The 13,766-nt window shown below is 59.2% G+C and carries 10 protein-coding genes and 2 pseudogenes; 2 read left to right on the top strand and 10 right to left on the bottom strand.

Going from position 1 to position 13,766, the window contains the following annotated elements; translation table 11 throughout:
- Window positions 1–90: 90 nt before the first annotated feature.
- Genes AC07XB_RS02130 through AC07XB_RS02140 form a run of 3 tightly spaced genes read right to left on the bottom strand, consistent with a single transcriptional unit; the run spans window position 91 to window position 3,112 of the window.
- Window positions 91–432, bottom strand: a complete 342-nt coding sequence (locus AC07XB_RS02130; protein WP_492827131.1) for an NIPSNAP family protein — start codon at window positions 430–432, stop codon at window positions 91–93.
- Window positions 429–2,132: an FAD-dependent oxidoreductase gene (locus AC07XB_RS02135; RefSeq protein ID WP_492827129.1), complete on the bottom strand. Its 1,704-nt coding sequence runs from the start codon at window positions 2,130–2,132 to the stop codon at window positions 429–431. The genes AC07XB_RS02130 and AC07XB_RS02135 overlap by 4 nt, the downstream gene beginning before the upstream one ends.
- A 14-nt stretch (window positions 2,133–2,146) precedes the next feature.
- Window positions 2,147–3,112 (bottom strand): Bug family tripartite tricarboxylate transporter substrate binding protein, encoded by a 966-nt coding sequence (locus AC07XB_RS02140; protein ID WP_492827127.1) that lies wholly within the window; start codon window positions 3,110–3,112, stop codon window positions 2,147–2,149.
- A gap of 367 nt (window positions 3,113–3,479) precedes the next feature.
- Here AC07XB_RS02140 and AC07XB_RS02145 point away from each other — a divergent pair, with 367 nt between their 5' ends.
- Together AC07XB_RS02145 and AC07XB_RS02150 are read left to right on the top strand one after the other, a co-directional pair.
- Window positions 3,480–4,658, top strand: coding sequence for a 4-hydroxybenzoate 3-monooxygenase (locus AC07XB_RS02145; protein ID WP_492810215.1), 1,179 nt, complete (start codon window positions 3,480–3,482; stop codon window positions 4,656–4,658).
- A 196-nt stretch (window positions 4,659–4,854) separates the two neighbouring features.
- Window positions 4,855–5,067, top strand: a pseudogene (locus tag AC07XB_RS02150) (ATP-binding protein); the annotation flags it as partial.
- A gap of 1 nt (window position 5,068) precedes the next feature.
- Here the strand turns inward: AC07XB_RS02150 and AC07XB_RS02155 are convergent.
- The 7 genes and pseudogenes from AC07XB_RS02155 to AC07XB_RS02185 all read right to left on the bottom strand — a co-directional run.
- Window positions 5,069–5,560: pseudogene (locus tag AC07XB_RS02155) on the bottom strand (phosphopyruvate hydratase family protein); the annotation flags it as partial.
- 43 nt (window positions 5,561–5,603) lie between these two features.
- Window positions 5,604–7,022, bottom strand: coding sequence for a pyruvate kinase (gene pyk / locus AC07XB_RS02160; RefSeq protein ID WP_492827125.1), 1,419 nt, complete (start codon window positions 7,020–7,022; stop codon window positions 5,604–5,606).
- Between the two features lie 317 nt (window positions 7,023–7,339).
- Window positions 7,340–8,116, bottom strand: a complete 777-nt coding sequence (locus AC07XB_RS02165) for an SDR family NAD(P)-dependent oxidoreductase (RefSeq protein ID WP_492827123.1) — start codon at window positions 8,114–8,116, stop codon at window positions 7,340–7,342.
- 14 nt (window positions 8,117–8,130) lie between these two features.
- On the bottom strand, window positions 8,131–10,005 hold the full coding sequence (locus AC07XB_RS02170; protein ID WP_492827121.1) for a TRAP transporter large permease: 1,875 nt from the start codon (window positions 10,003–10,005) through the stop codon (window positions 8,131–8,133).
- Window positions 10,006–10,008: 3 nt separating this feature from the next.
- Entirely contained in the window at window positions 10,009–11,028 is a 1,020-nt protein-coding gene (locus AC07XB_RS02175; protein ID WP_492827119.1) for a TRAP transporter substrate-binding protein, read from the bottom strand.
- Window positions 11,029–11,069: 41 nt separating this feature from the next.
- Complete coding sequence (locus AC07XB_RS02180) at window positions 11,070–12,470, bottom strand: four-carbon acid sugar kinase family protein (RefSeq protein WP_492827117.1); 1,401 nt, start codon at window positions 12,468–12,470, stop codon at window positions 11,070–11,072.
- A 3-nt stretch (window positions 12,471–12,473) separates the two neighbouring features.
- On the bottom strand, window positions 12,474–13,748 hold the full coding sequence (locus AC07XB_RS02185; protein ID WP_492827115.1) for a ribulose-bisphosphate carboxylase large subunit family protein: 1,275 nt from the start codon (window positions 13,746–13,748) through the stop codon (window positions 12,474–12,476).
- Between the last annotated feature and the right edge of the window lie 18 nt (window positions 13,749–13,766).

Consider the following 13,766-nt stretch of genomic DNA (forward strand, 5'->3'; position numbering starts at 1 on the left):
CGAGGCCGGAAGCCGGTAAGGTGTCGGCAGGCGTGACACGTCGTCCAGCGGCCTGTCTGTTCAAGCAAAATCAGCCCCATCGCCTCCCGCTCACTGCGTGGATGGGAGCTGTGGGATATCCGTCATCCGGATTAGCCGTGTTTCCTGTGCCGTGATGAGGTGACCGGATGCCGCGAGATATTCCCCAAAGCGAGGGTGGCTATCTCGGGCCCGGCACCGGTTCTCGTAGTCGGTGAGGTCCTCGTAAGCCCACAGATGGATGAACTGGTTCTGCGGGCCCACCATGCTGGTGTAAAACCCTAGCGGATGCCCGAGGGTCTCCATCAGAATCGGCATGGCGAGCCGGTGGAAGACGTCGAGGAACTCCGGCATCTTTCGCAGGGCAATGGTGTAGACCCGATGGTCCACAAGGACTCTCTTCCTGGTGGTCACGCCGCCCCCGCCTGCTTGGCGATGTGCTTGCCAGTGATGTAAGCGAAGGTCATGTTGGGTCCGTGGGTAATGCCCGCGCCGGGATAGTTGCCGCCCATCATGCTTGCACGGTCGTTTCCGACGGCGTAGAGCCCCGGGATCGGTGCCCCATCTTTCTTGAGCACTTCGCCTACAACGCTTGTGGTCAACCCGTCAAAGGTTCCGAGGTCGCCCATGACCAGCTTGATGGCGTAGAACGGTCCCTTCTTAATGGGGGCGACACAGGGGTTCGGCTTGTGATCCGGGTCGCCCAGGAATCGATTGAACGAAGTCGTCCCTCGGCCGAATTCAGGATCTTGTCCGGCTTCGGCTGACTTGTTGTACCCGTGGACGGTCTGGACTAGGCCGGCAGCATCGATGCCTGTTGCGCGCGCCAGGTCCTCCAGCGTGTCGCCACGGAAGAGGTAGCCATTTCGGATAAATTTTCCGATCGGCATCGGTGCGGGTTTCACATAGCCGAGCCCATATTTGCCGAGAGTCTCTCGATCGCAGACGAGCCACATGGCCGTCTCTTTGAGGTTTTCGCAGGCTTTGATCATCGCGGAGCCCACGTCGTGATACGAATTGGACTCGTTGGTGAACCGCCCCCCGTGGCTCAGCACACCAATGACGCCGGGCTTATAGCGATCCAGCAAGTGGGGGAATACGCCAATCTCGCCATTGCCGAAATCGACTTTGGTCACGGGCATCCAAGCTGCGGGCGACGTGTATCGGATGTCAGCGTGGCCGCCTGCCGTTTCGGCCATGGCCACCCCGTCACCTGTATTGCCCTTCGGCGTTGGCGAAAGGTGTTGATGGCCGCGGCGCAGATGGGGATACGCGGCGCCGATCCGTTTGAGGTCGTGCGGAAATCCTCCACATGCGAGTACGACGCCGTGACGCGCCATGAACGACTTCTCGCCATCCCTGGTCTTTGCAACGACGCCCATTACGCGGTCTCCCTGACTGATCAGCTGAGACGCGGGGGTATCTGTCAGGATAGGGATGCCCAGGTCCAGGGCAGACTTGGCGAGACGGGCGGCCAGTGCATTGCCACTCGTTACATGTATCGCTCGCCGGTAAATCGCGATTTCCTTGACGTGATTCGCGAGACGCCATGCCACATAGAGGAAAGACCGGAAAGACTTGGTGGCGCGGAAGAAGTGCTTGAGGTCAGCGTTGGACGAGTTGAACATCATCCCCATGAAGGTGATGGTCTTCAAAGGTGGCTTGAGTCTCGGCATATCCTTGCCAAGCCCCCTGATGTCAAAGGGGGCAGCAAGGATGGATCTTCCGACATCGACGCCGCCGGGAGCAATCGGATGATAGTCCGGGTACAGCGTCGGTACGAACTTCATGTCTGTCTCGCGTTCAAAGAAATTGACCATTTCCGGGCCGGCTTCGATGAACGCCTTCGCGACGGCCTCGTCGTAGAAGGTGCCTGTTTCGCTGCGCAGGAACTCCTGAACCGCTTCGATCGAATCTTTTGGGTTTTGCTTCAAGCCATGATGGGTGAGAGGCACCCACAGGACGCCACCTGACAGGGCGGTCGTGCCGCCAAAGACAGGCTCCTTCTCCAGTACCACGACATTCATGCCCCGTTTGCGCGCGGTAATGGCGCAAGCCAGGCCTGCGGCGCCGGAGCCAATGACGACCAGGTCGTATGCGAGTTGTTCAGACATAGCGCGATGACAGACTATTCAGCTTGGATGTTGTACTTGGTGATGATGTCCTGCCATTGCGCGGTTTCCTTTTTCAGAATCGCAGCGAAGGCGGCAGACGAAGAGGGCTGTGCTTGGGCCCCGGTCTTGATCAGCCAGTCCTGAACGCCCTTGTCGGCCATCACCGTGGCAATGGCGCTATTGACCTTCTGCACGATCGCGTCCGGTGTGCCGGCGGGCGCCAGCAGTCCGAACCAGGCTTCCGCGGTAAAGCCGGGGACAGCCTGGTTGATGGTGGGAACGCCCGGCACAACAGGCGATGGCTTCTCGGTACCAACCCCGAGCATCGTGAGCCCACCCGGGCCTACTTGCGAGAGCATGGTCGGCGACGGGGTCGTGAGCAGCATGTCCACCTCCCCGGCTTTTGCGGCGAAGGTCGTGCCGGCTTCCCCCTTGTAGGGGATATGGTCGACTTTGATGCCCGCCATCTGGCCAAATCGGACAGTCGCGAGGTGACCATAGGAAACGGTGCCGGCAGACGCATAGCGAACGCCGTTAGGCTGCTTGCGGGCGTACTGGAGAAATTCCTGCAGGTTCTTTGCCGGGACAGCTTTGTTCGCGACCAGCACCAAGGGCACGGACGTCACGGTACCAACCGGGGTGAAATCCTTAAGCGGGTTGTATCCAGATTTTTTGTAAAGCAGCGGGGCGATCAGCAGCCCATTGTTGGCGTACAGGAAGGTGTAGCCATCGGGCTTTGCGCGGGCGACGGCCATGGCTGCGATACCGCCAGATGCCCCGGCCTTGTTGTCCACCACGACGGGCTGCCCCAGGAGTTTTGACAGCGGTTCCTGGATCTTCCGGACCTGGATGTCGCTGGTGCCTCCCGCAGGGTAGGGCACAACGATAGTAATCGGGCGCGAGGGGTAGGGGTCCTGTGCGATCGCATTGCCCGCGAGGAACGCACATGCCGCCATCAGGGGCAACTTCAGGTATCGCATGTTGTCTCCATCCTTTTCATTGTTCAATGGTTGGTCCATTGATTATATCGACCGATGCGGTATCCATGTCAAGGCAAACTGAAGGTGGGGTAAGCCCTGAGTGGAGGAGCGCTGCTGCGGTGAGGGGAGGCGTTATGTTAGTGAATGCTCTCAATCTATTCGGCATCGTAATCACATTTCATGTGCACGGCGGCGGATCGACACACATACCGCACCCCCGAGTTTTATCGTTCATTCATAATGGTCGTACCATTGACATTTCGGCGTTGCGGCTGCTACGCTGAGTGCGGATGAAGTGGGGACGCGATGAATAGCCTCCCACATCAATATGGCTTTTAATGCACTAATTGCCGGGATGGAGACGATCTTGCGTACTCAGGTTGGAATCATTGGTGCAGGTCCGGCGGGCCTGCTGCTGTCGCACCTTTTGCACCTTAAGGGCATCGACTCGGTTGTGATTGAGTCACGCACCCGTGACGAGATCGAATCGACCATCCGGGCTGGTGTGCTCGAGCAGGGGACCATGGACTTGCTGCAGGAAGTGGGGCTGGGAACGCGGATGGTGGCGGAGGGTGCTCTTCACCGTGGGTTCGAGCTGGCTTTCGAAGGTGAGCGGCATCGTATTGATCTGACCGATTTGACCGGTCATGCCATTACGGTCTACGCGCAGCACGAGGTTATCAAAGACCTGGTCGCGGCGCGCGTCGCCGCCGGCGGAAAGCCGGTGTTTGGCGTGTCGAACACGTCCCTGCACGACATCGAATCGACGAAGCCTTCCATCCGCTATGAAAAGGATGGCGATACTTGCGAGATCCACTGCGATTTCGTGATCGGCTGTGATGGTTCGCAGGGGCCCAGCCGCCAGGCCATTCCTGAGGCGGTACGTAAGGACCACCAGCGACTCTATCCGTTTGGCTGGTTTGGAATTCTCGTTGAGGCGCCCCCTTCGAGCGATGAACTCATCTACGCGCGACATGACCGCGGCTTCGCGCTCATCAGCACGCGATCCCCAACGGTTCAGCGCATGTATTTCCAGTGCGATCCCAAAGATTCAGTTGACAACTGGTCCGACGACCGAATCTGGTCCGAGCTGCACGCACGACTGGACCAGGCCGATGGCTGGCGAGTGACGGAAGGTCGTATCTTCCAGAAGAACATCGTGGGGATGCGCAGCTTTGTCTCCAACGTCATGCAGCATGGCCGGCTGTTCCTCGCGGGTGACTCCGCTCATATCGTTCCCCCGACCGGCGCCAAGGGAATGAACCTGGCCGTCAACGATGTGAAGATCTTGGCCGAAGGACTTGATAGCTTCTACAAGCACGGCACGGAGGACAAACTGAACACCTACACGGCCACTGCGCTTCAGCGCATTTGGCGGGCTGAGCACTTTTCTTGGTGGATGACCAGCATGCTGCATCGGTTTGATGACGCGAGCCCGTTTGATCAGCAGCTTCAAGTATCGGAGCTACGATACGTGACGTCGTCCCGAGCCGGCGCCACAGCGCTAGCCGAGAACTATGTAGGGATGGTTGGCCTGAGCCACTAAGTTGGTGCGACGGTGCACAACAAGGGCCTAGCGCTGCGATTCAAGTAAGACGGATCGCGATTTCGTTGAGGTGGCGCAGCGCGGGTAGAGGACCTGGCCCTGTCCGTATTTCAAGGGGCGCGGGGACTCGGGATGAGTGAAAACAAGATTTCCGCCAAAGACGACGTCCCCGATATGCGTGACCGGGAGGTGCCGCATACAGCATGAAGCCATGATGGAGATGCTCAAATCCTTGAAGCTGCACGGTATGGCTCAGGCGCTGGGCGACCTGGCGGCGCAGGATTCGCCGGCCTATCAGATGAAGGTGGCGCGCTTCCCGGCCTACCGGGACCTGACTGGCTTCGACTTCAGTTGCAGCGAGGTCAACGAGGCGCTGGTGCGGCAACTCCACCGCTGCGAGTTCCTTGAGATTCCTGCAGGTCGAGGTTGTTGTTGGCGTGCGCGCCGCCGTTGACGATGTTCATCATCGGCACCGGCATCTGCATCGCGCCCGAACCGCCGAAGTAGCGGTACAGCGGCAGGCCGGCTTCTTCAGCGGCAGCCTTTGCCACGGCCATCGACACGGCCAGCATGGCGTTGGCACCCAGGCGGCCCTTGTTCTCGGTGCCGTCCAGGTCGATCAGGGTGCGGTCCAGGAAAGCCTGCTCGGAGGCATCCAGGCCCATGATGGCCTCGGAGATTTCAGTATTGATGTTCTCGCAGGCTTTGAGCACCCCCTTGCCGAAGTAGCGGCTCTTGTCGCCGTCGCGCAGCTCGATCGCCTCGCGCGAACCGGTGGAGGCGCCCGACGGCACCGCGGCGCGGCCCATCACGCCTGATTCCAGCAGCACGTCGCATTCCACGGTCGGATTGCCACGGGAATCGATTACTTCGCGGCCGATGATATCAACGATAGTGCTCAACTTTATCTCCTTGAAACAGTTTGGATTTGAGATCAGGACGCGTTTATTCAACCTGCGCAATTCGTAACAGGTTCGTCGTCCCAGCTGTGCCAAATGGCATGCCCGCCGCGATGACAATGGTCTCGCCTTTTTTTGCCAATCCCTCGCGTGCTGCGGTCTGGCACGCAAATACGGTCATTTCCGAGACTGCTGCAACGTCGTGGTTCAAGACCGGGTGTACCCCCCAAACGAGGGCAAGCTTGCGGGCGGTACTGAGCTTGGGCGTCATGCCTATAATGTGTGCTTTTGGACGTTCCCGCGCCATGCGTAAAGCGGAGTAGCCAGAGCTGGTATAAGCGACGGTGGCGGCGGCACCCAGCAGGTCTACGACATTGCGCATTGCCAATCCGATTGCGTCGGCAATCTCAGCACGTGCAGGGCTATGGGATTCCTTCATCGTCTCGACGAAAAATGGATCGGCTTCGGTCTGATCGATAATGCTGCTCATCATGCGAACCGCTTCGATCGGGAACTTTCCCGATGCGGACTCGGCTGACAGCATCACCGCATCAACCCCGTCGTAGATGGCGGTTGCGACGTCCGACGCTTCTGCGCGAGTGGGCACCGGCGCATTGATCATCGACTCAAGCATTTGCGTAGCCACAATCACGGGCTTTCCCAACTGCCGACACATGCGTACGATGCGTTTTTGAATGGCCGGAACCTGCTCGGCAGGCATTTCCACCCCGAGGTCGCCACGAGCAACCATGATGGCGTCGGAAGCCTGCACGATCTGTTCGAGCTGGTTGATGGCTGCCGGCTTTTCCAGCTTTGCCAGAATTGACGCCCGGCCTTTCACGATTTCCTTGGCTTCTTCGATATCTTCGGGCCGCTGCACAAAGGAAAGCGCAACCCAGTCGATGCCCAGCGCCAGCCCGTAGTCGAGGTCTCTTCGGTCTTTCTCGGTCATTGCAGACATGGGCAAAACCACACCGGGGACATTGACCCCCTTGCGCTCTGACAGCATGCCGCCGTTAATCACCCTGGTATCAGCGAAGTCGGGGCCACAACGCTCGACTTTCAAATGGATCTTGCCATCGTCGAGCAGCAGTCTTGCGTCTTCGGTCAATGCAGCAAAAATTTCCGGATGGGGAAGCGAGACGCGGCGCCGGTCTCCCGGCTTTTTATTGTCCAGATCAAGACGAAACTGGGCACCGTTCTCCAGCATGACCGGTCCCTCAGAGAATGTGCCGATACGCAGTTTTGGCCCCTGCAAGTCGAGCAGCACGCCAATAGGACGCCTTACCTCCGTTTCAACCGTCCGGATGATGTCGAGCCGTCTCTTGTGATCCTCGTGCGTGCCATGGCTAAAGTTCATCCGGAATACGTCGACCCCAGCATGAAATAGCGCTTCAATGGTTTCCTTGGTATTGCTTGCCGGTCCGATGGTAGCGACAATTTTTGCCTTGCGGTTGCGGTGCATGTCAGTCTCTCTTTAGTCCGCTGCTGTGATCAACGTCGCGCGAAAATCATTCATTTTTGTAAGGTTTGGCCCGGCGATGAATGCATCACTGAGTGCTCCGAGGAACCTCTTCTCGTCGCCATTTACTATAGAAAAGTATTTAATGATGATTTACCAAGCCTCAGTGCTATTAAAGGATCAACGCTCTGACCGGTTCGTTCCACTTCGGGATGATTACGGTCAGTTTCCCCCGGACGCCGGCCGCAGATTGCGGCTGACTTACTTTTTCCTTAATGCCGTGTGCGTTCCCTGCTTTCTGAAATACTCAAGTCCACGCCTTACGTAAGCTTGCGCGCTCCCGATGCCAAAAAACCACCATCTACCGGCAAATCTACACCTGTGGTGTACCCGGCCTCATCTCCGACGAAATACATCACGGCCGCAGCAATTTCCGCGGTCGATCCATAGCGATCCATAGGAATAGCGTGGGTATATTCCTTGCGGAACTGGTCCGTGTGAAGCACGCGGGTCATCGGCGTGTCGACCGGACCAGGCGATACCGTATTTGCAGTGATGCCATGCTCGGCGAGTTCCACGGCCATCTGCCGCGTCAGCGCAATGACTGCTCCCTTCGATGTACCGTAGGCAGTGCGCCCCGTGCCCACAGAACGCTGCCCGGCGACCGATGCCAGGTTCACGATGCGCCCCCACTTGTGCTTCAGCATCAGTCGGGCTGCATGCTGGGCGCACAGTAGCGTGCCGGTGACGTTGACATTCATCGTTGCGAGGAAATTTTCAAGCGGAAATTCCAGGAATGGAAAAACCTTTGCGATGCCGGCGCAGTTCACTAGCACATCGCAGCGGGCATGCCGGCTTTCAATTTCGGTAAAGGCCTGTGCCACGGACGCAGCATCGCCAGCGTCGATCTGTTGGGCCTCAGCGCGCAAGCCTGCTGCGCTGAGCTCCCCCACGCGACCTCTTGCGGCTTCCATGTCGCGATCTGCGACGACTACCGTGTAGCCCGCTGCACCAAGGCGCTGACAGATTTCCGCGCCTATGCCCATAGCGCCGCCAACCACGATGGCAACGCGATCCTTATTGCTCTGATTTTGCATTCTGTTCTCCTGTGTTACAGAAAGCCGATGGAGATCCATGGCACCGCCGCGACAATGATCAATCCCACAACCATGGCGGCGATGTATCCGACGATGGGGCGAATTCCTTCGTCCGGGTGAACTTTCGAGATCGCGCATGCCGCGTAATAGCCAACCCCGAAGGGCGGCGCAAAAAGGCCGATACCCATCGACAGGATCACGACCATCGCGTAATGGACTTCGTGGATGCCGATGGCATGTGCTATTGGAAATACCAAAGGCCCGAACAGTACGATGGCCGGTATCCCTTCCAGCACGCTGCCGAGGATCACGAAAGCCAAGATGGAAACAGCCATGAAGCCTACGGCGCCGCCTGGCAGCGAGCGCATCACATCGGTGAGGGTGCGCGAGAAACCGGATTGGGTAAGCCCCCAGGCCATCGCGGTGGCCGCGCCAATGATCAAAAGAATCGCGCCGGACAGACTCGCCGTTTCCACTAGCATCGGGTACAAGCGCCGGAAGTCGAACTTGCGATAGATGAGAAGCCCGGCGACCACCGCGTAGACGATGCCGATTGTTGATACCTCCGTTGCCGTCGCGACGCCCTCGACCACGGCGGCGCGGATGATGAAGGGAAGCGCGATTGCAGGCAAGGCCACCACGAAGGCCTTTGCGATCTCGGCCCGGTTTGCCCGCGCCACCTGCGACAAGTCCTCACTGCGATAGCGCCAGAACACCACGCCGATCAATCCAATGGCGAGCACTATGCCCGGTAGCATGCCCCCTGTGAACAGGGCCGAGATCGACACGCCCGTCACCGAGCCAATCGTAATTAGTACGATGCTCGGCGGTATGGTCTCTGTCTGGGCGCCGGTTGCCGCCAGCAGGGCAACCAGATCACCTTCCCTTGCACCGCGGTTTTTCATTTCGGGGAACAGCACCGGCGCGATCGCAGCCATGTCGGCCGCCTTGGAGCCGGAAATCCCTGATACCAGGTACATGGCGCCCACCAGCACATAGTGCAGGCCGCCGCGCACATGGCCCAGCAGGGTCGCCAGGAAGGCCACCATCGCGCGCGCCATGCCAGTCATCTCGATTAACTGCCCCAGAAACACGAACAGCGGCACCGAAAGCAGGATGAGATGGCTCATTCCCTCATCCATGCGGCCAACCACGATCAGCACCGGCGTCGTGGTGGTCAGCATGATGTATCCCAGCGTGGCCAGACCGAATGCAAATGCGATCGGCACGCCGGCAAAGACACAGGCCGCGACCACGACAACAAAGAAAATCACCAGATTAAAGTTGCCGAGCTTCTGGAATAGCGGTTGCAGCATCCACATGCCGACTATTAACACCGTCGCGAGCGCAAGCGCCTTGCCCACGGTCTTTCGGTCGGAGAACTGGGCCAGGCGCAACAAGGAGAGTAGCGCCATCATGCCAAAACCCACAGCCATAGCCGCTACGCGCCAGCTATTCGCGATATCCAGTGCTGGCGTGCTGATCATGGCTTCCTCTTGCGCATACTCCAGCGCATGTGGCAGCACTAGCAACAGAAACACTAGCGCAGCCACCGTTGCCAGCACGTCGACGAATGCGCGCGTGGCTGGAGAAAGCTTGCCTACCACAGCTGTCATACGCATGTGCTCGCCTTTTTCGAAGGCCACGGCGGAACCGAGCATTGCCAGCCACAGGAACAGGATGGAGGCAAGTTCATCTGACCAGATCAGTGGGGTGTGGAAAACGTAGCGGCCGATCACTCCGGCCAGTAGAACGAAGATTTCTACCGCCACTAGCAGCGCGGCAGGCACCGCCAGGCAGTGCCCGAGCAGGCGTTGTAAGCGCGCCGCGCCGGCGCTGATGGCGTCTCGCGGCTGATTTGCCGCGGCATTCGTGCGTGCGATGTGCATGGCTCACCCCAATTTTCCGGTGTACTTCTCCAACATTGCCCATGCTTCCTCGCCGTATTTCTTGCGCCACTCGGCATAAAAACCCGACTTCGACAGCATGGCGCGGAACGGAGCCGGATCCGGTGTGTTGAAAACCATTCCCTTGGCCTGCAGATCGCTGTGTAGCGAGGTGTTCAACTTGGCGACGTCGCCACGCACGTCTAGGGCCGAGCGGTTAAGGTGTTGCGCCACGATCGGTCGCACCTTTTCCGGCAAGCGGTTCCATGCTTTTAAGCTGCTCATGCACCAGTAGCCGTCCCACATGTGATTCGTCATGGAGCAATACTTCTGCACTTCGTAGAGTTTGGCGATCGAGATGATAGACAGCGGGTTTTCCTGGCCATCAACGACCTTGGTTTGCAGCGACGAGTACACTTCGGCGAAATTGATTGAAGCCGGCGCCGCGCCAAGATGCTGGAACAGTGATGTCCACAGCGGGCTCACCGGGACGCGTATCTTCAGGTTTTTGAGATCACTGGGCGTGTTAATCGGTCGAACGCTGTTGGTGATCTGGCGGAAGCCCGAACTCCAGATATTGTCCATGGCCATCAGCCCGACTTTGGTGAACTGACTGCGCAGGTATTTGCCCAGATCGCCGTCCAGTGCCTTGTGCACGGCATCGTCGTTAGGGAAAGCAAAGCCTAGCCCGTACATCGACGACACCGCTACCAGCTGTGATAAGACATTCACTCCGGAGACAGTGAAAAAATCAATTGCTCCGGCTCGCAATTGAGACAGCATGTCGGCATCGTTTCCGAGCTGATTGTTTGGGAAGACATTGATTTGTACCTGTCCTCCCGTTTCCTTCACGATGCGTTCGGCTGCCTCGTTGGCGCGGATGTTCAGCGGATGGTTTGCCGGCAGATTGGTGCCGAACTTGAGACTGATTTCAGCGGTGCGAGCGGACTTCGGCATGATCAGCGCTGGAGCGGCCACTGCAGCTACGGCGCTGATCAGGACTTGACGGCGTGTGAATCGATTCATGGTTTTTGTCTCCTTATCGTTCTGATAACATCTTCGTGTTTCTACACTTCAGTTCCGTGTAGAGCTTTGACAAAGTAATCGGGCTGGCCCATCTGGCCGCCCTTCAGTGCAATCTCCAGGTCGGCAAGATGCGGCTGATCCGAAAGCACACGGCACAGCGGGGCACCAGGCGCAAGGCGGGCGGCAACTACCAAAGCGTCGGGCGCTAGGTGCTGGGTGACGTGGCTGGAGGTGTCGCCGCCCGAAACGAGCAGGCGCTTGATGCGCACCGCACGTAATACGCCGTCGACAAGGCGGCCTAAGCGCTGTGCAAGCAGCCGCCCGCCAACGTGCTTGGCCATGTCCTTGCTCATGCCTTGCCCTATCAGCAGCGATGTCATTGCCGCGATCCGGTTATCGTCGGGACCGCGGGCGGTATGCGCCATGACGCTACGCCCCGCACGCAATGCCGCCACCGCCTCGCCATGCAGGCGCTCCAACTCGGCTTCCCATCGTTCATCCGCGACCAGGCTGGATGCATCTACAGCAAGGTCGACAAATCCATGTGCAATGGCGGCGTCGACCTGCATCTTGCTTAGTGGCGAAGCGCTGCCGGACACGGCGAGCACCTGCGGGATGGCTTTGAAGTATTCATATTGCGTGGTATCCACGGCGGCTGCCTTTCCTGCCTCGCGCCACCATTGGGTAACCGCGTATTCCAGTCCCGATGAGCCGACACAGAACAGCGGACGGGAGCGGCCGGCGCTGAGACGTTCAAGTAGGCGTCCGACTTGCGTCAGATGGGCTGAGGTAGTTCCATCGAAAACGATGCCGCCTGACTCGCTCGAAGAGATGCCTGCCAGCTCGCTATCCATCGCTGGGTGCCCTGCTTCATACAGCGGCAGCGTGAAGTTGGCGATAACCTGGCGAGTTTGCGCCCCCAAGTGCGCTGCCAAGTCTGCTTCGGACATCGGCGTGGTCGGATGGCGGCTCATGATGGGGTGGCGATCCAGCCGGTACACCAGACCATCCGTGCCAGAGCGGGCAAAGAGGTGGCCGAAGGCGCAATACCGGCCGAGCGCAGGCGTTGCCGCGACAATCGGAATAGGGCCCGCACCGAATGCTTTGCGAGCGAGATCCATGACGCGGCCGATACTTCCGACGGCGGCGGAACTGTCAAAGGTGGAACAGACCTTGTAATGCACCAACGGCACAGGTAGAGCTGCCAGCGCGCCCAGCGTGTGCGGCAGGGTTTGATCCATTTCCTCGGGGGACATGCTACGGCTGTCGCCAGCGACGCCAATGGCATCGAACGAGCCCAGTGCGTTAAGCGTCTCGACGCTGGGCGGCTTCAAGAACAGGGCGCAGCGCAGTCCGGCGAATGCAAGCACTTCCAGCGCATCGGTGGAGCCGGTGAAGTCGTCGCCGTAAAAAGCCAGGCGCAGCTGTGGCTTGGCATCCATGCTTCACATCCGCCCGAAGTGAGAGAGGGCGCGGGCGAGCGCCGGGTGGGTTAAGGCATCGGAGTCAAGGCTTTTCCCGGCGACTGCGGCATCCCAGCCTTCGCGCATGCTGGCGACGCCGGCACGAATGCCGTCCGGGTGGCCGATGATGCCGCCGCCGGCAAGATGCATCAGGTCCGTCGATTGCAGCTGCCGATACATATCCGGCGCTTGGGCGGCCCATTGTCCCGATGAGAACACCGGCATTACTGCCGGTACACCGGCAAATGGAGACAGGCAGGCGCGCGCAGAGCACAGCACCGACTCATCCGGCTCCCAAAATTTGCTGCGCAAGCCGTTGACATGCAGATGATCGACACCGGCCAGGCGCCAAAGCTTCTGGTAGGCGTTAAAGCTAAAGCCGAGCGAGGGATGGCGCGTCAGGCTGCCCCAGCCGTTGCGGTGGCCATGGATTGGCAGTTGTGAGTGCCGCCGCAGGTGTTCCACGCCCGCGAATCCTGCCCAGTTGACGCTTACCATCACGCACGTGCCGCCGGCCTGCAGTACCGTATCGTGCTGGCGCAGCATGTCATCGATCGAGCCCGAGATATTGAACGCGTACATCGGCATGCGCCCCAGACGGTCGGCATGTTTGTGCAGCGCCGACATCACAGCCGCCACGCGGCGCTCGAACGGTTCGTACGGCGGATTGGCTATCAGCTCATCATCTTTGATGAAGTCGATGCCAGCACCGCAGAGGTCGTCAACCATCGCGGCAGTCTGTTCCGCGGTGAGCCCGATGCTGGGCTTGACGATGGTACCGATCATTGGCCTGCCATGAACGCCCGCCAGGCGGCGGGTGCCTTCGATGCTGAATGCGGGTCCCGGAAATTGAGACGCATAGTCCACCGGCATATCCAGGTCAAGCAGGCGGAGACCAGTGACTTCCCCCAACTCGAACAAGTTGCCGGCCAAGGTTGCGAGCAACACCGGCAGATTGGGGCCAACATTTTCGATCGGGAAAGCGATCTCAATTTCGGCGCGGTGAAATACGCCATGGCTGCCGCGGCGTTCGATATAGGCGCTCCGCAGTGAAGGCTCTAGCGTTGGCGGTAATGAATGGATATTCACGACACGGGCGCGGGAGCGTTCCTTGAGCTGGGCAGTTTCGCCGGGCAGCGTCAAAAAGGTGCCACTTGATTGCTCGCCGGCGATGACTTGTGCAATCTTCTCGGGGGGAAGCGAACTCTCAACGAAGTACCGAGCAGTAAACTCGGCGCGTGCAGCGGTAATAGTCATGGGTTCCTCTGATTTTTT

This window comes from Cupriavidus sp. GW821-FHT02F09, from assembly GCF_059421605.1.

Excerpts from the sequence above, each read along its gene's own strand:
- AC07XB_RS02165 (WP_492827123.1), bottom strand. The coding sequence starts at position 8,116 with ATGCAAAATCAGAGCAATAAGGATCGCGTTGCCATCGTGGTTGGCGGC.
- AC07XB_RS02175 (WP_492827119.1), bottom strand. The coding sequence starts at position 11,028 with ATGAATCGATTCACACGCCGTCAAGTCCTGATCAGCGCCGTAGCTGCA.
- AC07XB_RS02180 (WP_492827117.1), bottom strand. The coding sequence starts at position 12,470 with ATGGATGCCAAGCCACAGCTGCGCCTGGCTTTTTACGGCGACGACTTC.
- AC07XB_RS02185 (WP_492827115.1), bottom strand. The coding sequence starts at position 13,748 with ATGACTATTACCGCTGCACGCGCCGAGTTTACTGCTCGGTACTTCGTT.
- AC07XB_RS02140 (WP_492827127.1), bottom strand. The coding sequence starts at position 3,112 with ATGCGATACCTGAAGTTGCCCCTGATGGCGGCATGTGCGTTCCTCGCG.
- AC07XB_RS02170 (WP_492827121.1), bottom strand. The coding sequence starts at position 10,005 with ATGCACATCGCACGCACGAATGCCGCGGCAAATCAGCCGCGAGACGCC.
- pyk (WP_492827125.1), bottom strand. The coding sequence starts at position 7,022 with ATGCACCGCAACCGCAAGGCAAAAATTGTCGCTACCATCGGACCGGCA.
- AC07XB_RS02135 (WP_492827129.1), bottom strand. The coding sequence starts at position 2,132 with ATGTCTGAACAACTCGCATACGACCTGGTCGTCATTGGCTCCGGCGCC.